This window comes from Lentzea albida, from assembly GCF_900111005.1.
Taxonomy (GTDB): Bacteria; Actinomycetota; Actinomycetes; order Mycobacteriales; family Pseudonocardiaceae; genus Lentzea; species Lentzea albida.
Genome location: NZ_FOFV01000009.1, coordinates 279,304 through 300,505 on the forward strand (window position 1 = coordinate 279,304; position 21,202 = coordinate 300,505).

The window sequence follows — 21,202 nt, forward strand, 5'->3', positions numbered from 1 at the left end:
ATCAGGGGTTACAGCCGGAGCTGGAACCCCTGATCACGCCGGCCGCTCAGCCCACGGAGGCCAGCCCCTCCTCGGCGGCGACCCGCGACATCCCGCTCCTCATGAGCAGTTCGAGGTCGGCGGCGGTGAGGGTGCGGGAGGCCGCCGTGGTGGCGAGCCGCTGTGCGAGCCGGTGCACGTCCCTGGCCGTCCGGCCGCGGGTGTGCGGCAGGAGGTCGCGCAGCGCGGCCGTCACCTCCTCCGGCACCTCGTGCCCGCGCCGGGTCAGGTGGCGCACGACCAGCGCCGCCAACTGGTCCACGTCGTAGTCCTCGAAGTCCCACCGCTGGGCGAAGCACCCGCTCAGCTCGGAGGAGAACTCCAGCAGGCGGGCCAGCGCGAGGTCCTCACCGCTGAGCAGGACGACGGGTCCGGCCGGGTTGCGCCGGGTCACCTCCACCAAGGCCTCGAGCACCTCGATGCGCCGTTCCGCGGAGTCGGCGGCCCATTCGTCGTCGACATCGAGCAGCAGGACGCCACCGCGCGCGTCGTCGAAGGCCGTGGCCATCAGGCTCATCGCCTGTCCCGGCCAACGCGGGCACAGGTCCGTGCCGAGCGACAACCGCGTCACGTGACCGGAGTCGACGAGCCGCAGCTCCGCCAAGGCCTGCGCGTAGTGCGTGGCCACCGCGCGCCGTCCCATGCCCCTGCTGCCCGACAGCACCACGTTCGCGTGCCGGCCGACGCCCTTGTTGCGCGCCTTGAGCCCGCACAGCTGCACCAGGGTGCGGCCGAGAGCTTCGCGGACACCGGTGAGCCCGGACATCGCGACGACGCGTTGCCAGCCGAGCGTCGCTTCCACGGCGGCGACGGGGTTCGTGGCCGAGTCAGGCCCTGCGCTCCTGGGCGCCACCTCACCGAGCGCGCTGACCTCCGCGGCGAGGTCGTCACCGGTGAGCCTGTTCAGCTCGGTGTCCTTGTCCGGTGGCGCCAGCGCGAGCCGGGACGCCTGGTTGTTCACCATCGACTCGAACAGCTTGCGGGCCACGCGGCCGTTGCCGAACGTGTCGTTCTTCGGCACGCGCTCGAAGTAGTCGGTGAGCGCGTCGACCGCGTCGTCGGTCAGCTCGTAGTAGTGCTTGCGGCACAGGTTGGTGGTGATCGTGACGAGCTCGTCGACGCTGTAGTTGGGGAACTCGATGGTGCGGGAGAAGCGGGACGCCAGACCGGGGTTGGAGGCGAGGAACTGCTCCATCAGCTCGGAGTAGCCCGCCACGATCACCACGATCTCGTCGCGGTGGTCCTCCATCATCTTCATGAGCGTGTCGATGGCCTCCTGACCGAAGTCGGGACCGCTGCCGCCCGACCCGCTCGACAGGGTGTAGGCCTCGTCGATGAACAGGACGCCGCCCATCGCCTTCGTGACGACCTCGGCCGTCTTGATGGCCGTCGCACCGATGTACTGGGCCACCAGGTCGGCCCTGGCGACCTCGATCATGTGCCCCTTGGCGAGGATGCCGAGCTCCGCGAGGACGGAGCCGTAGAGCCGTGCGACCGTCGTCTTGCCCGTGCCGGGAGGGCCGGCGAAGACGAGGTGGCGGCTCATGGGCGGCATCGGCAGGCCCATCTGCTGCCGCCGCTGGGACATCTTGATGAGGTTGATCAGGCCGAGCACCTCGTGCTTCACGCCGTCCAGGCCGATCAGCGAGTCGAGCTCGGCCAGCGGGCCGTCCAGCTCGGCACCCATCGCACCGCCGAGCGCGGACGACGCCGGGGACCCGGCGTCGGAGGGGTGCTCCGGCGCGGCCGGCCTGGGTGGTGCAGCTGCAGGCTGGGCGGGCTGCTGGGAGGCCTGCTCACCGGTGGCGATCCCCGTGACGGACAACCGTTCGTGCTCGACCGCGCGGCGCACCGGGCTGCCACCGCTGCCGGTGACGGTGCAGTCCGCGACGGTCACCGCCTCCTCGGTGTCCAGCAGGACGCCGTCGCCGGCGCTGTCGGTGATCTCGCAGCCGCGCACCTCTGCCCGCGCACCACTGAGCAGGTGCACGCCGTGCCGCCGGGCCGACCTCACCCGGCACCGCACCGCTTGCAGGACGCTGCCCGCACCGGCGCTGAGCCCGTCTCCCGCCGCCGCGACCACCTCGCTGTCCTTGATGGACAGTGAGGCGTCGTTCGCGTGGACACCGCCGCCGCGGACCAGGGTGGAGGCGAACTCCCCGCGGGCTCCGCTCAGCACGGTGACCAGGTGCTCAGCGGACCCGGTGACGCGCACGTCCGCCACCTCGGCCTGCGCCGCCTCCGCCAGCGAGATGCCCGCCGCGTCACCGACGTCGATCACGGCGTCGGCGAGCAGCAGCCGCGACTGCCCCTTCACCAGGACGGCGGGACCGCTCGCCGGGGTGGCGCGGAAGCCCTTGAGCTCCACCGCCGACCCGGAGTCGACCAGCACGGCGCCGCGGTCGCTGCCCTCAACCGTGAGCTTGCCGAACACGGCCTTGGACGCCGTGTCGACGACCACCCCGACCGGGCTGGCACCGACGCGGCAGTCGTCGAACCGGGGTGAGGCCCCACCGGTGACGTAGACGGCGTTGCGGCCCGCCGAGGTGAAGTGGCAGCCCCGCAGCCGGGGAGAGGCACCGCCCGCGATGTGCGCGGACTGCACACCCGCGCCGGTGAACACTGAGTCGGTGACGGTGACGTCGCCGGTGCTGCGCACGTAGAGGTCGAGGCTCGCGCTCTGGCTGATCTTGACGCCTCGGACGTCCGCGTTCGCCTCCTGCTCCACGACGAGCGCGGGCTTGTCCGCCTCGATGATCTCGCAGTCCTCGACGACCAGCCGCGCGCGGCCGTTGGCGCAGATGCCGTTGCCGCCGGCCTTGCGCACGGCGACCCGGCGCAGCACGAGGTTGCCCTCCTCGGTCACCACGACGCCGGACGAGGCGTTGCCGACCACCTCGGAGTCCTCGACCGTGCTGAGGACGCTCGACGTGACGACGATGCCCGCGCCACCGGTGCTGGTGATCGTGCACCCGCGCAGGACCAGGCTTCCCCGCCCCTGCACGAGCACCGCCCACGAGGACGCCGAGACCCGGCAGTCGTTCAGCGCGATCTCGCCGGCCCGGATGTCGACGGCCGGCACACCGGAGTCGGCGCACGTGACCACCAGGCCGGAGAACTGGGCCGCCGCCGCTGCCACGACCGCGACGCTGCCGGTCTGGGCGACGAGCTCCACCGTGCCGGCTCCGTCCTCGGCGGTGATGGTGACCATCCGCTCGATGACGAGGTTCTCCTCGTAGCGGCCGGGCAGGACGCTGATGGTGGCGCCGTCGCGGGCGTCCCGCAGCGCGGCGCCGATCGTCGGGTAGGCGCCTGGCCGGTCGGTGGCGACCACCAGAAGTTGCCGGTTCATCAGCTCTCCTCGTGGGTCGTGGTCCTGGTGAGCCCCGGCCGCTGGACGAAGCGCGCCAGCGACGACTCGGGGACCCGTGCCTCCCGCGTGCCCGACCCCCAGGTCTGCACGCACCGCCGCAACGAGTTGAGCGCCAGCTCGTCGAGCGCCTCGCGGTTGCGGTCGACCTTGCCCGTCGGGTCGATCTCGCCGGCGGCGAGCTCGCGCAGCAGCAACCGGCCGCGCGCACCGTCCGCGGGAGGGGTCAGCTCCAGCACCTTGAAGCTCGTGCCCGGGACGAAGAGCACGCGGTCGGCGACGGCGTCGGCGTCCGGTTCCAGCAGCTTCGTCCGCCGGGCGGTCATCGACCAGACGAGCACGTCGACGTCGTTCTGCTCGGACTGGCGCGCACAGGGCGCGCTCAACGCGTTGATGAAACCCCACTCCGTGAGCAGCTTGCGACCGCCGTAGAAGGCGAGCTCCTGCTCGGTCAGGGAGGTGGAGAACACCGCCGGCCCCCGGTGCGACGGCAGCCTGCTCAGTCCCGACACGACGCAGCGCGCGAACGGCACGTGCGGACCGACCCCGCCCGAGCGCAGGGACTGGTCGAGGCCGTCACCGCTGGGCGACAGGTACAGCCGGATCGCCACAGCGTCGGTCAGCACCGCGCCGGACGACCGCTCGATCGCGCCCTGGAACCCGGGGTGTTCGGACAGCACGCGGTTCACGGAGTTGGCCACGGCCGCGTACTCCTGGCTGAGCGTGCGGCGCAGCCACCCCCGTTCCTCCTCCAGGCCGCGCTGCGGAACGAGCGCCGCCGCGGCGGCCGCCGGAGTCGGTTGCACGGCCGTCACCACCGGGCGTGCCGCGGACCGCGGCGGTGCCGGTTCTTCGACCTGGGGCAGCTCGTCGGTCGGGGCCGCGGCAGGCTCCGTGGCCGCGGGTTCGACCGGACGCTCCGATGGCGGAGCAGCAGCGGGCTCGGCGACGGTCAGATCGGGTTCCGAGGGCGGGAGCAGCGGCGTGCTCGCCGGAGGCGCGGAAACCGGTGCGAAGTCCGGCATCGGCCGGGAAAGCGCCTCCGCCGGCGCCGAGCCGGAGACCAGCGGCGACTGCGCCGGCAGCGGGTCCGCGACCAGCTGCCCGTTCTCCAGGCGGACCGTCGCCGTCTCGAACGACGGCTCCAGGGCGAACGGCGCGTCGGTCGGCGCCGTGGCGAACTCGCGCGGGACGTGCGGTGCGGGTTCGGGGGTCAGCAGCGACGGAACGACGGGCTCGGCCACCGGCAGTGGCGCGACCTCGATGACCGGGGCCGGCACCGGGGCGGCGACCGGCTCGGCCGGCTGCTGTTCCACGACGCCCCACGCCTTGCCGCCGACCTGGTTGCGCTGCCGCGCGACCGCCAGCGCGGGCACCAGTTCGCTCACCCGGCGCGTCTGCGAGTCGAGCCGGCCCAGCAGGTCCTGGGCCGCGCGCCGCACCTCCGGCGTCACCGCGTCAACGCCCTCCTCGAACAGCACCAGGTGCCGCTCGCCGTCCGGTTCGGCCGTCCGAACCGCCGGACCGTGGGCGACCTCCTGCTCCAAGCGAACCCACAGCCCCGCCGGAACGACCTCCAGCAGCACGTCCTGGGTGTACCGGTAGACGGCCGGTTCGACCTCCTCGATGCCGAACAGCGGGTCCCGGTAGCTCAGCAGGGTCGGCAGCGGCGCGGTCTGCCCCTGCTGAGCGGGGAAGTAGGCCACCTCCAGCGCGAACGGCTGCCAGCCCGGCGTGCCGTCGGAACGCAGGGTCACGATGCGGGGATCGGTGCGGGACCCGACCGGCAAACCGTTGTAGCAGGTGATCTGCTCGCCCAGCGCATCGGCGACGTGCTGGCCGTACGGACCGCTGTCGGGCAACGTCATCGGGCCGAACCGGACAAGTCGCAGCCTGGCCCGCAGGTCCTGGGGCAGCCAGCTCCAGAACCGGGTGATGTCGTAGAGCGTGATCGGAGCGGCGCCGGGGCAGCCCAGCACGATGGTGCAGACGTCGGGCTGGCACGGCATCGTTTCGATCAACCGCTGGCGGTGCTGCATCAGCAGGCTCTCCGACCCGCGCGGACGCAGCCACACCCCGCCCGGCAAGGGCTCGCTCACCGCGCTCGCGCTGGTCGGCATCACCTCGGCGAGCGCGGACACCGACTCCCACGTGGGCCTGGGGAAGCGCTTGCCATCGCGCTTGGGGGGCTTTCCCGGCTGGAACCGCACCCACCCGGTGCCCCACCCCGCGTCGACGAAGAGCGAGCCGCCGACGCCCGGCATCACCGCGCCGTCGGGTGCGATCACGGTGCGGCCGAGCCGCTCGGAGAACCACTGGCCCGCGAGCACCGTCGTCTCCCTGGCGCGGCCACCGATGACGAGCCGCACGCCACGTCGCTTGCGCGGCAACAGCTTCGCCGCCGACTCCCACGTCGTGAACGAGCTCGACGGGGGCAGGTCGACCACGACGAGCTCGTGGTCGGGGTCGGCGGCGAGGTTCAGCGCCATGTCGCGGACCTCGTCGCGCAGGACATCGCGCGGGTGCACCACGAGGGCGTTGCCGATCGTGTGACTGGTCATGTCCCGGTCACCACCGCGGTGATCCGGCCTCCTGGTCAGCAGGCTCACTCAGCCACGTCCTTTCCCACTCACGCCCACGGCGGCCCGGCTGAGGCCCGGACCGCTGGGAATCTGCGCCAGCACCCCGGCGGCGACCGGTACCGGTGCGACACCGCCGAACCCGAGTGCGCTGATGCTGTCGTCGTCGGCCAGCCGGTACTTCAGGCCGCGATCGGTGATGAGGTAGCGGTCGGGTTTGGCACCGGCACCCTTCGGTGCGGGCACCGACGCGGCGAGCACACCCGTGGCGGGCTTCGCGCGCACCCCGACCCGTTCGTTCATGCCGAACCCCGCGTCCGCGCGGTCGACCGTGACGGCCTGGCTCACGACCTCCGCGCCGTCGGGTTGCTGGCGCAGGCAGAACGCGCGCTCTCCTGCGGGGACCGGCTTCGCCGCCAGCAGGTCGGGAACGCGCGTCACGAGCGAGTCGTCACCCGAGTGCGGTGCGCTCGCCAGCACCTCGGACCCGATCTCGACGGCGGCGCCGCCGTTCTTGGCCTGCAGCAGCACGGCCTCGGTGCGCGACACCGGCGCCAGGCCGTCCTCGCGCAGCACGGAGAAGTTCTCGACGCCGTTGCCGGCCACGTGCCGGAACACCGTCCCAACCGGCCGCGCGACACCCCCGACGTCCACGTTCTTCCTGCCCTGCTGGGGAATGACCGCCGGTCCCACCTCGGGGCCGTCCGGCAGCGCGGAGAGCCACACGGGCGGCGCGACGGGCGGCTTGCCCCCGCCGAGGCCGAGTGCCAGGGGCACGACCGGGTCGGTGAGCCGCAGCTTCCGGTTGCCCCACACCACGTACTGCTGCCCTTCAGCGGACGCCACCCACAGGTACTCGGTCCCGGCGACGGGAGCCGAGGGCACGTCGGGGTCGACGGTCATGCTCATCAGACCGGTGCCCTCCACCTCGACGCCCGCGCTGCGCGGCAGGCACAGCAGCCAGTGCCCGGCCACCAGCGAGGAGGCCGGGGGCACCGGGTCGGGCGCGTCGGGGATGCCGACCGGCTGGCCGCGTTCCAGGGCGGCGAGCGACGCCCGGGAGATGGACTCGACCTTGGCGCCGGCGCCCTTGAGCAGCATCGCGGACGCGTGGTTGAGCACGGGCACGAGCTGTCCCCGCTCGTACACGAACCGCGCGCCGCTCTCCTTCTCCACGAGGATGGCGTTGGGCTTCTTCCACGCCATGTTGCCGCCGGGGTTGATCAGCCCGTACACCCAGAACGCAACGCCGATCAGCAGCGCCAGCACCATCCCGAACACCAGGCCCATCAGGGCGCGCCGCGCGGGTGCCTCGCTGTAGTTGGTGTCCCCCAGCAGCAACGCCGAGCTCATCCGGCCGACGAGCGTCTGGTAGGCGTGGACGTGGTCCTTCTTGGTCTGCACCGCTCACCCCGCCAGTCCGCGGGCCCAGGCGAAGAGGCCCAGTGCGTGCAGGACGAGCGGCACCAGCGCGAGGCAGAGCAGGTTCTCCACGACGTCGCTCAGGTGCGGCCAGATCGGCAGCACCCGGCGGTAGGACGGGCGCAGCGCCGCCAGCACGAGCAGCAGGGCGGCGGCGAACAGCATCAGCACGCCGAAGAGGCGCTCCAGGTCGCTCATCCCGGACAACATGTGCAGTGCGGGCAGCACCGCGCCCCAGGTGCCGGCCAGCGCGAGGGACGTGCGCTGGCCGACGTTCAGGAACTCGCGTGAGCGCAGCAGCACCAGTGCCGCGAAGAGCCCGCTCAGCGTGTAGTCGAGCCAGCCGGGGTCCGCCACCAGGTAGACGAACCCGACGGCGAGCACGGCGGACGCCCCCGTCGCGAGCACGCTCAGGTAGCGGTCGGCGGTCCCGGTCTGCTCGATCACCTGCGCCGCGGGCATGGGCTCGACGTCGATCTTCATCTCGTCGGCGTTGCGGGGCAGCTGCGGGCCGCGCAACCGGGCGACCCTCGTCGCGAGCTTCGGCGCGAACAGCAGCAGCGCGAAGAAGGCGCTCATCAACGACGCCGCGATCTGCAGGCGGGTCAGCTCCAGCCCGAGGTGCAGCCACACCGCCAGCACCATCGCCACGCCCGCGACCGCCGCACACCCGAACGGGACGATCGGCAGCTTCGGCGCGAGCAGTCGTTGCACCACCAGCAACACCACCGACGTGGCCATGAGCGCGACGCCACAGATCAGCACGCCGTACGGGTCCAGGGCGAGCGCACCGTCCACACCGGCGACACCGATCAGGCCCGCCAGTCCGGCGTACCCGCAGCCCGCCACCCCGACCAGCCCGGCGAGCACGCCGTCCTCGATCGTGCGCGCGACGAGCACGGAGGCCAGGCACAGCACCAGCGCCAGGACGCCGGCCGTGGTCGTCGCCGCGACCGCGCTCGCGTTCTCGAACAGCGAGAAGGCGATCGCGAGCAGCACGAACCCGCTCAGGCTGAGGAACAGCTTCCGGTTCACCGCCTCGTTCCAGCGGTTGCCCTGCCGGTTCACCGCCGTGGCCATTCCCTCGGCCACGTCGTCGAAGTCCAGCTCCGGCAACGGGTCCTCGGCGCGGGAGAGGTGGAACTGCTCGCCGTCGAGCCAGTCCAGCGTCTCCGGCGTGCCCTCCGGGTCGAACGGGGCGCCGCCGAGCCGTTGCAGCACCCACGAGCCGTACAGCTCACCCTCGTGACCCCGGTCGTGGTCGCGCACCACGTGCCGCACCAGCGTCGGCAGCAGCACCGCCACCGTCGTCGAGACCGGCACGGAGAGGTCGGCCTTGCCGCTGGGACCGTGCACGGTGATGCGACAGAGTTCGGAGGTCGTCGTCACATGCCCTCGTTCCGCGCGAACGCGCCGGCACCGGCCGGCTCGTCCTGCGACTTGTCGACCGGCACCAGACCGGTCTGGATCAACTTGACGCCTCGTCGCGTCACCAGCTGGGCGCGGCCCTGTGGGAGGGTGCGCGGTGCGGCCTCGCCGAGGAACTTGCCCTCCTCCTTGGGGTAGGAGAAGAGCAGCGCGGGAGAACCGAGCTCCCACAGCCTGCGCATGACCGGGTCCATCATGCCGCGCAGGGCGTTCGCGCTGCTGCGGGCGACGATCAGGTGGAATCCGATGTGGACGCCCTGCGCCAGCAACGGCAGCAGCGTGTCGAGCGGGGTGCCCATGCCGGTGCCCGAGGTCATCAGTTCGTAGTCGTCGACGACCACGAACAACTGCGGCCCCTCCCACCAGTCACGGCGGCGCAGCTGCTCGGACGAGATGTCCGGGCCCGGTACCCGCTTGTGCAGCGACACGGCCGCCTTGGTCGCGAGGTCGGTCAGCGCGTCCGAGCTGACCACGTGGCCGATCTTGTACTCGTCCGGCACCATGTCGTCGAGGTCGCGGCGCGAGTCGGCGACGAGGATCTTGGCCTCACCCGGCCGGAAACCCTCGACGATCGACCGGATCACGAGCCGCAGCGCGTTGGTCTTGCCGGTCTCCGCGTCCCCCATCACGAACAGGTGCGGGATGGCGTTGAAGTCGTGCCACACCGGGTTCAGGCGCTGTTCGTCGAGGCCCAGGCACACCTTCAGGCCGCCGTTCTGCGGCTTCGGCAGGTCGACGACCGGCAGCCGGGTCGGCAGCAGCCGCACACCGGGCGCGCTGCGGCCCGGCCAGAAGGTGCGGACCTCCTCCACGAAGGACTTGGTGGCGCTCGCCAGGTCCTCGGTCGCCGAGGACCCGTCCAGCCGCGGCAGGGCGGCGAGGAAGTGGAACCCGGAGCTGGTCAGGCCGCGGCCCGGCTGGTTCGGCACGGTGGCGGCCTTGCGGCTCTGCACCTCCGACTCCATCGAGTCGCCGAGTCGCAGCTCGAACCGCGTGCCCAGCACGTCGCGCAACCACGGCCGGATCTCCGACCAGCGCGTCGAGGACACCACCAGGTGCACGCCGAAGGAGAGGCCGCGGGCGGCGATCTCGGTCAGCTTCGTCTCCAGGTCGCCGAAGTCCTGGCGCAGGGTGAACCAGCCGTCGATGATCAGGAACACCTCACCGTGGGCGTCCTCCACGCGACCGGCGTGCCGTGCGGCGCGGTAATCCGCCATCGACTCGAAGCCGTGCTCGGCGAACGCCGCCTCGCGCAGCTCCATGACCTGCACGACCTCTTCGAGCGTGCGCACCACGCGGTCGCGTTCCATGCGGGTGGCGACCGAGCCGACGTGCGGCAGACCGCTGATCGACATGATGCCGCCGCCACCGAAGTCGAGCCCGTAGAACTGGACCTCCTCCGGGGTGTGGGTCAGCGCCAGGCCGAGGACCAGCGTGCGCAGCAACGCGGACTTGCCGCTCATGGGGGCGCCGACGACACCGACGTGGCCGTCGGCTCCGGACAGGTCGGCCACCAGCAGCTCGCGCAGCTGCTCGTAGGGCAGGTCGACCACGCCGACGGGCACCCGCAGGCGTCCTCGGGTGCCGGGGTCGTCCACGCACATGCCGAGCTCGGGGTGCGGCACCACGCTGGGCAGCAGGGCATCGAGGCTCGGCGACGCGGACAGCGGCGGCAGCCACACCTGGCGGGCGGCGGGTCCCGCACCGGCGAGCCTGCCGATCAGCACCTCCACCACGCTCGGGGCGTCCTCCGCGGGCGTCTCCGCCTTCTCCTGCCTGGCCTCCGGTTCCGCGGGCTCGCTCTGCCGCAGCTCGTGCGCGCGCGGGCTGGGCTGGGTGTAGAACGGCACGATCTCGCCCGCCGCGCGGTCCTCACCGCTGATCGCACCCTGCTCGGGCGCGGTCGTGAGGCAGGGGCCGGACACGTACGCGCCCTTGAAGCGCGTCAACGTGGTCGTGTCGAACTTGAGGTACCCGTTTCCCGGACCGGGGGGCAGCTCGTAGGCGTCGGCGACACCGATGACGCTGCGCGACTCCATGGAGGAGAAGGTGCGCAACGCGATGCGGTAGGACAGGTGGCCCTCGACGCGGTGGATGCGCCCCTCGTCGAGGCGTTGCGAAGCCAGCAGCAGGTGCACGCCGAGGCTGCGGCCCAACCGTCCGATCGAGACGAACAGGTCCATGAACTCCGGCTTGGCGCTCAGCAGCTCGGAGAACTCGTCGACGATCACGAGCAGCGTCGGCAGCGGCGGCAGCTGACCACCGGTCATGCGGGCCTTCTCGTACTCGAACAGCGACGAGTACCCGCTCTCGCGCAGGATCTCCTGGCGCCGCGTCATCTCACCGTTGATCGAGTCCTGCATGCGGTCGACCAGCGGGAGCTCGTCGGCGAGGTTGGTGATCACCGCGGAGGTGTGCGGCAGCTTCTCCATGTTGAGGAACGTCGCGCCGCCCTTGAAGTCCACCAGGACGAAGTTCAGGGTCTCCGACGAGTGCGTGGCCGCGAGCCCGCACACCAGGGTGCGCAGCAGCTCGCTCTTGCCGGAACCGGTGGCGCCGATCAGCATGCCGTGCGGTCCCATGCCGCCCTGCGCCGACTCCTTGAGGTCGATCTCCACGACCTCGCCGTCCTCGGTGACGCCGATCGGCACCTGGAGGCGGGCGCGCTGCGGCGTCTTCTGCCGCCACATCGCGTTGACGTCGAACGTATGCAGGTCTCGGATGCCCAGCAGCGAGGGCAGCTCGAAGTCCGTCTCGAAAGGACGGTCCACGACGTCGACCGTGCCGCTGGTGCGCTTCGGCGCGATCAACCGGGCGAGCGCGTCGGCCTGCACCACGCCGAACGAGTCGTGCTGTGCCGTACCGGTCTCCTCTCCGACCGGGTACGTGACCTCGCCGTCGCGGCAGGTGAGCCGCAGCACCTTCGCACCACCGGGCAGCGCACCGGTGGCGTCGAGCAACACCGTGTTGCGCAGGCCGGGACCGAGCAGCGGGGAGTGCTCCGGGATCGACGCCAGGTGCGCGACGACCACCACGAACGGTTCCACCACACCGGGCAGGACGGACTTGTCGTGGTCGCCGCGGTCCGTGACGTCCTTGCCGAGCAGGTCGACCAGCTCGTCGTGGTCGCAGGTGAGCATCCGCAACGGGCCGGCGGCGTCGCGGGCGGTGGGGTGCGCGAGGTGCGGCAGCCACTTCACCCAGTCCCAGTCCGCCTGGTTCGAGGGCGCGGTCAGCACGGCGATCCGCAGCTCGTCCGGCGCGTGGAAGGTGACCAGCTGACCGACCATCGCGCGCACCAGGCCGACGACGGCGTCCGGTTCGCCGGCGAGCTCGACGCTCGTGAAGCTGCGCAGCCCCACCGAGATCGGGATGCCGGTGACGGTCCGGTAGGTCTCGCTGAAGCGCCGCAGCGAGATCGCCGACAGCGGTTCGAGGTCCTCGATCGGCTTGGTCGACGGCGGCAGGAACTCCATGGCAGCCTGCTGGGTGCCGAGCCCGATCCGCACGCGGGCGAAGTCGTCGTGGCTGCCCCGCCGTTCCCACAGCCGCGGCCCGGTGGCGACCGACCACAGCCACGCCGGGTCGGGGTTGTCCCACGCGACGGCCGCGCGCTGCTCGTTGCTCGTCTCCCTGGCCCGGCGCCGCAACTGCCCGATGTAGCGCAGGTAGTCGCGGCGTTCCGCGTCGAGCTTGCGCTTGCGCTCCCCCGCGTTGCGGAAGAGCTGGTTGATCGCCATCGCGACCATGCCGATCGACATCGCGCCGGCCATGATGAAGATGAACGGCGATCCGCCGCCGGAGCCCATGGACGAGAAGATCAGGATCATGGCGATCGGCCCGAGCGCCATGGGCAGGAACATCAGCACCGAGCTGAAGTCGCGCACGGCGGGTTCGGGCATCACCGGCGGTTCCTGGAGCTCCTCCTGGCCCTCCGGCATCGGGGGCCCCTCGGCGCGCGGCGCCCGCTTCGCCGTGACGGTGCTCATTCGATCACCCCCGGCGCCGCCTTCGTCCTGCCGCTGTCCGCCCACACCCCGGTGTCCTGCTTGAGCAGGTCAGCCGACGTGCGCTCGTCCTCCTCGTCCTGCTCGTCGTCGTTCACCGGCTCCTCGTCCTCGGGGGCGTCGAGGCCGGCGCACCCCAGGCCCGACACGTTCGGGTCGAACCGGGGCAGGTAGGACGACATCTCGATCGGCCGGGCAGTCGTCTCCGCCTGCAACCGCACAACCCCCTCACGTCCGGCGCTATGGCCCCATGCCGCCGAGTCGCGCAGCGTGTAGTCGGGCTTCTCCGGCGCGCTCTCCTCGCGCAGTGCGGCGGCGGTGGGCAGCCAGGGCAGACCACCCGACGCCCCGGCGTCCCACGCGCTGAAGTCCTCTTCCCCGCCGGCGTGGACGAGCGCCACGCGGTCATCGTCGAAGGGGGTGATCAGCGGCTCGGCCGGTGGTGGTCCGGTCGGGATTTCGGTGATGGGCAGTGGCTCGCCTACGAGGGCCTCTTCGCGGCGCCTCTCGCCCGGACCCGCCGGGGCTGCCGGGGTTGCCGGAGCCGCTGGGGTGACCGGAGTCTGCGGGGTCGCCGCGGTGAGCGGAGCTGCCGGCACCGGCGGGATCGCCGGGATGATCGGCAGCACCGGAACCGGGGGCGCCGACGCCTGAGGCGCGGCAGGGTGGGCCACCGGGTGCTCGGGGACAGGTGCCTGTGGCACCAGGACCTCCTGCCCCGGAGCGTGAGCCGCGGGAACTTCGGGCGCGGGAACCTGTGGGACCAGGACCTCGGGCGCCGGACCGTGGGCCGCGGGAACCTGCGGCACCACGACTCCGGCCGTCGGAACCTGTGGCACCAGGACCTCCGACCCCGGAACGTGGGCTGCGGGAACTCCGGGCGCCTGCGTCCACGGCCCGTCCTGCGTCCACGGCTCCGGCCGCCCACGCGGCGCCTCCGCACCACCCGGATCACCGGTGGGCACCGCGGACGCGTGCTCCCACGGAGCCGTCTCACCGTCCACGAGTCCGGACGCGTCCGAGCGTTCGGCCGCGCCGGCACCACCCGCACCGCCGCCCTGTCCGGGCGCCATCGGCATGGGCGGCATCATCGGCGAGCCGGCACCAGGCTGAACGGCGCTCTGCGGTGCCGCGCTCCACTGCTCCGGCGTGCTCTTCTCCTGGCCGGCCGTGTCCGGGTCACCGACACCGGGCAACTCGACGCCCTCCCAGGGCTTGGCCTCCCCGCCGATCAAGCCGGCGGCATCCGGGCGCTCCGCAGCACCCGCACCACCACCGGTACCCGCACCAGGCGCACCCGGCGGCATCATCGGCATCCCACCCGGCATCCCACCGCCGGGCATGCCGACACCGGGCATTTCAGAGCCGTTGCCCTGCGATGAAGCCCACTCCTCCGGCTTACCGCCGACCTGGCCGATCGCCTGCGGCTCACCCAGACCAGGAGCGTCAACGCCCTCCCACGGCTTGACCTCTCCGCCGATCAGACCAGCGGCATCCGGACGCTCCGCAGCACCCGCACCACCACCGGTACCCGCACCAGGCGGCATCATCGGCATCCCACCGGGCATCCCGCCACCGGTCATGCTGCCGGGTAGCGAGGGGGTGTTGCGCTGGGACGAAGCCCATTCCTCCGGAGTCGACGGGAGCTCGGGGACATTGCCGTGCGGGTCGCCCAGGCCGGGGGTCTTCGAGCCCTCCCACGGCTTGACCTCGCCACCGATCAGACCGGAGGCGTCCGGACGTTCCCCGCCACCCGAGCCGCCGCCGGTACCCGCGCCAGGCGCGCCGGGCGGCATCATCGGCATCCCGCCGCCGCCGAGGCCGTTGCGGTCGTCGTTCGACGCGCCCGAACCCTTGCCCGCGGTCCAGTCCTGCGGGCTCGGTACCTCGCCCGGCTTGAACTCGCCCGGCGTGAAGTCAGCCGGAGGCGCACCTTGACCAGCACCGGGCGACACCTTGCCGCCGGGGAATTCGCTCGGCTTGAACTCACCCGGCGTGAAGTCGCCGGGTTTGAACTCACCCGGCTTGAAGCCGCCGGGAGGCGCGACCTCGCCACCGGGCGGCGTCTTCCCACCGGGGAACTCACTCGGCTTGAAGTCCCCCGGCTTGAACTCACCGGGCTTGGGCACGTTGGGAACAGGCGTGTTCCCGCCACGACCGGACGCCGGCGGCCTGGAGCTCACGAACGAACCGGGAGGCGGAACCGCCCCCTGACCGCCGGGCAGGCCACCCCCGCCGGGACCGGTACCGGGCTTGAACTCGCCCGGCTTGAAGTCGGGCGGCGGCACGTTCCCGCCGGCGGACTTGCCACCGGGGAGCTGGGCAGCGTTGAAGTCACCCGGCTTGAACGAGTTCGGTGAGGGCACGCCCCCACCGCCCGACCCCGGCGGCATGAGGCCGTTGTCGAGACCGCCGGGTCCCGACCCGGGGGTGAACTCGCCGGGCTTGGGCATCTCCGCGCCGGAGCCACCGGGCCCGGAACCGGGACCGCCCAGGCCGCTCGGGTCGAACTCGCCCGGCGGCGGCACGGCGGAGAAGTCCCCGGGACCACCGGCACCGCCGAAGGCGTTGCCGCCGGGCATGTCCGACGGCTTGAAGCCCGGGATCTCCGGCATGTTCGCCTTGGGGATCTCCGGGGACTTGACCTCGGGGATCTCCGGCGTCTTGATCTCGGGTACGTCCGGGCCCTTGCCCCTGGGCGGCGGCGGGATCTCGGACTTCGGTGGCGGCGGGACCTCGATCTTGGCCGGTGGCGGAGTCTTGATCTTGGGCGGCGGCGGGATCTTGATCTCGGGTGGCGGCGGGACCTTGATCTTCGGGGGCTTCGAGTCGGGCCCACCACCCAACGGGTCCGGCTTCGGGATGGTGGTCAGCGTGGTGTCGTAGGACTGCTTCTCGTACTCCGCCGCGAGGGTCTTCAGCACCTGCCGCATGTCGCGGTCGAGCAGCTTGACGATCTCGGGGAACTTGCTGATGTGGACGAGGTTTCCCTTGTCGCTCTCGATGATGACGTCCTCGCCCTTGATCGCGGCGATGCGCTGCGCCTCACGGGCGTAGAACTGGTCGATGTCGTGGACCGTCTTGATCGCCCACGCGAGGTGGTTGCCCGCCGCCCACAGCTGTTCGGGCACCGGGGAGAGCCGGGCCGAGCCGCCGTCGATCTGCGTGGCGTGGGCGGTGAACGACTTGGAGAACTCCTCCATCAGGCCCATGAAGGCCTTGGACGCCTCGCCCTGCCACGGGCCGCCCTCTCCGCCCAGCGCCTTGGCCTGCTCGGCGATGCTCCTGCCCGTGGAGGCGAGGATCTCCTTGACCATGCGGAAGCTCAGCGCGGCGTCCCACAGCGTCTGCGGGTCCGAGGCGGCGCTCGTCCCCAGCTCGGTGCGCTCCTCGGCACCGATCGCGGCCGACCCGGTGATGCGGGCCATGATCTCTTTCCAGCCCCACGAGTCGTAGTCCGATGTGGACGAACCAGACCCGTCACCGGTCGCCACCACGGCACCGTTGTCCTTGACTTCGACTTCCTGGCCGCCGGGCTTGGGCGGATCTTCAGCCATGGTGGTGCCTTCGTGTTGCGCGGGTGCACTGCCCGCAGGGCCGACAGGGGTGGGACGCGACGCCGGGGAGGCCGTTGCTCGGACGACGCCCTAGGAGGCGGGGGTTGCTCCGCTGATCGCCTTGCTGACCTCGGCCCTCGCACCCGCGATGTGCTCGTTGAGGTCCTTGCCGGTGGCGGCGTTGAGCTCCTCGGCGGTGTCGTAGGCGCGCGCGAGCTTCTCGAGCTCGTCGGCGACCGTCGTGATCGCGTCGATGCTCCTGCGGAGGAACTCGCGGGTCGTGGGCTGGATCGCCGTGCCCTCACCGCCGCTGATGACCTTCACCTGCAGCTGGTGCGCGTCGTAGAAGATGCCGGGAGCGACCTTGACCTTCTCGATCTGCTCCAGCGCGGTCTTGAGGGTCGGGATCAGGGAGCGGATGTTGGTGGCGAACGTCTTCAGCGCCTCGGTGCTGACGCGGATGCCGCGGCCGGAGTGGTCCTTGTTGCGCGGCACCTTGGGCGGCGGGTACTTGTTCGCGAAGTGCTCCCCCTCGGGACCGCCCCAGTCGCCGAGACCGTCCCTGGGCCCCTTGGCGTCGTACTCCTCGGGGTTCTTCTTGGCCTCCTCGTACGACTCCTTCTTCTCGATGCGGTCCACGACCGTCTTCTTCTCGTCCTCGGTCAGCTGCCGCGTGGTACCCGGCATGGTCACAGCCCTTCTCTTCGATCGGTGTCACAGCGGAACGGGGGCGTCGCCGGGACGTCCGGCGACGCCCCGGGGGCTTACTTCACGCTGTAGCCGCCCCAGGCGTTCATGCCGGTGTGCTCGATCTTGAGGTAGCCGCCGGTGATGTTGTTGAGGGCGACCTCGGCCGAGTTCAGGCTGTGCGGCATGCGCGCGGCGGCGGCGTCCCACTGGGACTTCGCGACCATGTACTGGTCCTTGGCGCCGTCCTGCCAGTCCCCCAGGCTCTGGAGGATCTGCTGGTGCATGCTCTCCAGCTCGGTCTGCAGGCGCTTGGTGACCGCGGCCATCTGGTCGCGGACCGAGTCCGCCATGCCGCGGTCAAAGGTGTAAGTGGGCAAAGCACTGTCCTTTCAGTGGCTGAGCGGGGTGGGGTGGGGCGGCGATCAGAGGCCGGCCAGACCCGGACCGACGGGGATGTTCGACGCGGTCTCGGTGTTGGAGCTCTCACCGGCGGTGATGACCTGCCGGTTGCCGTTCATGACCTCGATCATCTCGCCGAGCTTGTTCACGATGAACGTGCAGTCGTCCATCCAGGCCCGCATCGAGGTGTCGAAGGCCGTGGAGGCGTCACCGCTCCACGTCGACTTCAGGGCACCGAGCGCGTCGCCGACGGTCTGGACACCGCTCTTGGCCACGTTCTGCGTGTTGCCGAGGTGGCCTGCCGCCGCCTGCATTCCCGGGGTAGTAGTTGACACTCCGGCCATTGGCTGTCTCCCTATGTGAACGAGCTAGTGGTCGCTGACAAACGAAGCTTGCTCAAGCAGCGCCCCGCCGCAGACGAGCTTGCTCCCACTCGCCGGGCCGATCAGCACTCTGCGGACGTTCTTTCCCTTCCACACACCTTTGGTGGCGCGTTCGCCCTCACCTTCGGTGAACCGCAGGTGACGGGCTTGTCCGGATCCGGACAAAAGCGTTTGCAGTCAACCGACCGGCGCCACTTCACCATTCACCGGGGACACCGATGTGAATGCGCGAAAAGCAATGAGAACAGCGAAAGATCGCGCACGGGCGAAAGACCGAATCCGGCGCTCTTCCCACCGGACGCCCAGGACATCACACCCAGGACGTCACCGGTGCCGGTTCGCCGACGTCGCATGACGCGAGCAGTTCGCCGACCCTGCGCGTGACGTGGTCGTGCGCCATCAGCTCGGCTTCGCTCGACCCGGTCTCCGCCACGAGGTAGTGCTCGCCGTCCGTGCCGCACCACGTGAGAGCGGGGAGGGCAGAGGGCAGGCCACGACCGGAGAACCCGATCCGGCCGGTCGCGGGAGGTCCGTCCGCGGCACCCGAGCGAGCAGCGGACCAGCGGCTCTCCGACAACAGGTCGGTGATCGCCTCGGCCAGCTCGTCGGGCCTGATCGAGGACAGCCACAGCTCACCGCCGGCGAGCACGGCGAGAACGGCGTCGTCCGCACCGCGAGCGGCGAGCGCCTGCAGCGGGTACCCCACGAAGGCGACCAGGTCGACGGCCTCGCGGTAGTCCCCGAGCAGGTGCAGCATCCGGGTGAGGCGGGCGTCCGCGCGGTGCCCGCGGTCGGCCAGGCCCCGGTTGACCAGCTCCCGGTAGACCTCTTCGACCAGCACGGCACCGCACTGGGACCACCCCCCGGTCTTCGGGACCATCAGGGGGTACGGCATCGGGCCGGGGCAGACGTCCGCCCACAGCACCTCGAAGTCGTACGTCGACAGCGGGAACTGCGGCATGCGCATCCCACGAGTCAACACCGCGACGGGCCGCCGTGCAGTCCGCCGCCCGTGTTTGAGCCCGTTCGATCGCCCGGTCCTTCCCACCCGGTCAGAAAACGGGCGATGAGGTCAAGAGATCCGGGCCAGCTCCATCTCCACGTTGGCGCAGCGGGTCGGCATCGCCATCTCGTCGAAGACGGTCCACGCGTACTCGAGCAGCTCGCGCGCCTCGTCGAGCGCACCCGCGTCGATGCAGCACCGGCCCTCCCACAGCGCCGCATCGGCCGCAAGCCCCGTGGCCCCCACCTCCTGCTGCATGACGCGGGACCGCGCGAACAGCGGCACGGCCTGGTCGCACCGGCCCATCGCGTGCAGGCAGCGGGCCATCCCCTCGACGAGAATGGCCGTCAGGCGGTTGCGGGACTTCGTCTCCTCGCCCGCCTGGCCGCGGCGCACCGCTTCCTCGTGCAGCGCCTCCATGAGAGCAAGCGCCTGCTCGTGCTGTCCGTCGAGCAACAGCAGCGCACCGAACCGGTATCGGACCGGCAGCTGCACGGCCCAGAAGTCGTAGGAGGCGGCGAGTTCCACGGACTCCCGTGCGTGCTCCATCGCCGTGGCGCGGTCGACCTGGGAGTACTCGAAGTAGGAGGCGTAGGCCAGCGCCCACATCCGTTCCAGCCGGTCGCCGGCCACCTCGGCGCGGCCCAGGGCGAGCAGGTGCTGTTCCAGCGCGGCCTTGGTGTCGGCCACCATGGAATGCGCCCACCCCAGGAAGTTGAGCTGCTGCGCCTCGGCGGTCACGTCGCCCAGCGCCCGTGCCGCCTCGACACCGGCGCCGAAGACCTCGACCCACTCGACCACCTGCCAGCGGTCGTCGGAGTACCAGTGCATCGCCTGCGCGAGCGTCAGCACCTCGCTGTGCCAGCCCGTGCGCACCGCTTGCCGGAACGCGGCCAGCCAGCTCGACCGCTCCTGCTCCAGCCACGACCGCGCCTCGTCCAGCGTGTCGAAGACCTCGTTCGCGGGTTCCTCCGGCGAGAACCTCCTCCCCGCCGCGGTCGCCATGTCCAGCAGGTGCTCCACCACCGCTTCGGTCGTCAGCGCGCGGTCGGCCTCGTCGTGCTCAGCCTCCCAGCGCTCACGCGCGAACAGCCGCAGGAGGTCGTGGAACCGGAACCGGCCCTCCGCCGGACCGGCCAGCACCATGCTCGCGTCCACCAGCTCGTCGAGCTGGCCGAAGGCCTCCGACTCCGTCAGGCTTCCGACGACCTGGGTCAGCTCCACGCCGAAGTCCGCGCCCGGCACCGCCGCCAGCCGCCGGAACAACGTCCGGCCCTCCGGTGACAGCCCCCGGTAGGACACCTCGAACGCCGACCGCACCTGCAGGTCGCCTGCGGACAACGACGACAGCCTCGTCCGCTCGTCACGCAACTGGCCCACGAGGTACCTCAACGTCCAGTGCGGCCGGCTCGCCAGCCGGTTCGCCGCGATCCGCAACGCCAGCGGCAGGTTCCCGCACAGCTCGATCAGCTCGCCCGCCACACCGGGCTCTGCCCGCACCCGGTCCACCCCGACGACGGCCTGCAGCAACGCCTCCGCGTCCCCGTCGTCGAACGGTTCCAGGTGCAACCACCGCACACCCTCGAGCCCCGCCAGCGTCCGGCGGCACGTCACGAGCGTCCGGCAGCCCGGAGCCGCCGCGAGGAACGGCCGGACCTGGGCCTCCGAGGCGGCGTTGTCCAGCAGCACCAGCACCTTCCGCTTCTCCAGCAGCGCCCGGTACCGGCTCGACTGCTCGTCCACCATCGCGGGGACGTTTCCCGGTCCCACGCCCAGCGCCTGGAGCAACCGGTCGAACACGACCTCCGCGGACAGCGGCCGCTCGTCCATCCCGCGCAGGTCGACGGCCAGGCAGCCGTCGGGGAAGTCCTCGCGCCTGAGGTGCGCCGCGTACGCCGCCAGGACGGTCTTGCCCACGCCGGGCTGCCCCACGATCGCCACCGTCGGGTTCGCCTGCAACAGCCGTTGCAGCTCTTCGAGGTCCGCTACCCGCCCGACCGGGTGGGAGGGCAGCGGCGGCATCTCGGCCGAGCCGGCGGCCGGCAGCGAAGACCGCCGCCTGCGTCCGTGTTCCGCGACCCGCAGGAACTCCTCACGCTCCTCGGCGCCCAGCCCGAAAGCGTCCGCCAGCACCTCGGCCGACCGGCGCTGCGCCGCACGGGCCCGCCCCTGCTCCAGCTCCCGCAACGCCCGCACGCTGATGCCCGACCGCTCCGCCAAACCCAGCTGGCTCAGCCCAGCGGCACGCCGGTACCCCAGCAACAGCTCACCAAAAGTCGTCTGGCCACCCGAGTCGCGCACGAGGTGAACGTAGCCGCCCGCTCT

At 71.6% G+C, this 21,202-nt stretch carries 11 protein-coding genes; all 11 read right to left on the reverse strand.

Annotation, left to right across the window (positions count from 1 at the left end; translation table 11 throughout):
• Window positions 1–46: 46 nt before the first annotated feature.
• The 11 genes from BMY74_RS23795 to BMY74_RS23845 all read right to left on the reverse strand — a co-directional run bounded on the left by BMY74_RS23795 (window position 47) and on the right by BMY74_RS23845 (window position 21,178).
• Window positions 47–3,391, reverse strand: a complete 3,345-nt coding sequence (locus BMY74_RS23795; protein ID WP_089919622.1) for a right-handed parallel beta-helix repeat-containing protein — start codon at window positions 3,389–3,391, stop codon at window positions 47–49.
• Window positions 3,391–5,970: a hypothetical protein gene (locus BMY74_RS23800; protein WP_143091681.1), complete on the reverse strand. Its 2,580-nt coding sequence runs from the start codon at window positions 5,968–5,970 to the stop codon at window positions 3,391–3,393. The genes BMY74_RS23795 and BMY74_RS23800 overlap by 1 nt, the downstream gene beginning before the upstream one ends.
• 48 nt (window positions 5,971–6,018) lie before the next feature.
• On the reverse strand, window positions 6,019–7,392 hold the full coding sequence (eccB, locus tag BMY74_RS23805; protein WP_089919626.1) for a type VII secretion protein EccB: 1,374 nt from the start codon (window positions 7,390–7,392) through the stop codon (window positions 6,019–6,021).
• Between the two features lie 3 nt (window positions 7,393–7,395).
• Entirely contained in the window at window positions 7,396–8,799 is a 1,404-nt protein-coding gene (gene eccD / locus BMY74_RS23810) for a type VII secretion integral membrane protein EccD (protein ID WP_089919627.1), read from the reverse strand.
• Entirely contained in the window at window positions 8,796–12,827 is a 4,032-nt protein-coding gene (eccCa, locus tag BMY74_RS23815; RefSeq protein ID WP_089919630.1) for a type VII secretion protein EccCa, read from the reverse strand. The genes eccD and eccCa overlap by 4 nt, the downstream gene beginning before the upstream one ends.
• Window positions 12,824–16,402 (reverse strand): WXG100 family type VII secretion target, encoded by a 3,579-nt coding sequence (locus BMY74_RS23820; RefSeq protein ID WP_089919633.1) that lies wholly within the window; start codon window positions 16,400–16,402, stop codon window positions 12,824–12,826. Before BMY74_RS23820 ends, eccCa begins: the two co-directional genes overlap by 4 nt.
• A 90-nt stretch (window positions 16,403–16,492) precedes the next feature.
• A complete protein-coding gene (locus BMY74_RS23825; protein ID WP_089919636.1) occupies window positions 16,493–17,095 on the reverse strand; it encodes a hypothetical protein in 603 nt (200 codons plus the stop codon).
• Between the two features lie 71 nt (window positions 17,096–17,166).
• Window positions 17,167–17,469 (reverse strand): WXG100 family type VII secretion target, encoded by a 303-nt coding sequence (locus BMY74_RS23830; RefSeq protein WP_143091682.1) that lies wholly within the window; start codon window positions 17,467–17,469, stop codon window positions 17,167–17,169.
• A 45-nt stretch (window positions 17,470–17,514) separates the two neighbouring features.
• A complete protein-coding gene (locus BMY74_RS23835) occupies window positions 17,515–17,835 on the reverse strand; it encodes a WXG100 family type VII secretion target (RefSeq protein WP_089919639.1) in 321 nt (106 codons plus the stop codon).
• 349 nt (window positions 17,836–18,184) lie between these two features.
• Window positions 18,185–18,841, reverse strand: a complete 657-nt coding sequence (locus BMY74_RS23840) for an ESX secretion-associated protein EspG (RefSeq protein ID WP_089919641.1) — start codon at window positions 18,839–18,841, stop codon at window positions 18,185–18,187.
• A gap of 105 nt (window positions 18,842–18,946) precedes the next feature.
• A complete protein-coding gene (locus BMY74_RS23845) occupies window positions 18,947–21,178 on the reverse strand; it encodes an ATP-binding protein (RefSeq protein WP_089919643.1) in 2,232 nt (743 codons plus the stop codon).
• Window positions 21,179–21,202 lie beyond the last annotated feature (24 nt).

Coding starts and splice junctions, on each gene's coding strand:
- BMY74_RS23840 (WP_089919641.1), bottom strand. CDS start 18,841: ATGCGCATGCCGCAGTTCCCGCTGTCGACGTACGACTTCGAGGTGCTG.
- BMY74_RS23820 (WP_089919633.1), bottom strand. CDS start 16,402: ATGGCTGAAGATCCGCCCAAGCCCGGCGGCCAGGAAGTCGAAGTCAAG.
- eccCa (WP_089919630.1), bottom strand. CDS start 12,827: ATGAGCACCGTCACGGCGAAGCGGGCGCCGCGCGCCGAGGGGCCCCCG.
- BMY74_RS23795 (WP_089919622.1), bottom strand. CDS start 3,391: ATGAACCGGCAACTTCTGGTGGTCGCCACCGACCGGCCAGGCGCCTAC.
- BMY74_RS23835 (WP_089919639.1), bottom strand. CDS start 17,835: ATGGCCGGAGTGTCAACTACTACCCCGGGAATGCAGGCGGCGGCAGGC.
- BMY74_RS23800 (WP_143091681.1), bottom strand. CDS start 5,970: ATGACCAGTCACACGATCGGCAACGCCCTCGTGGTGCACCCGCGCGAT.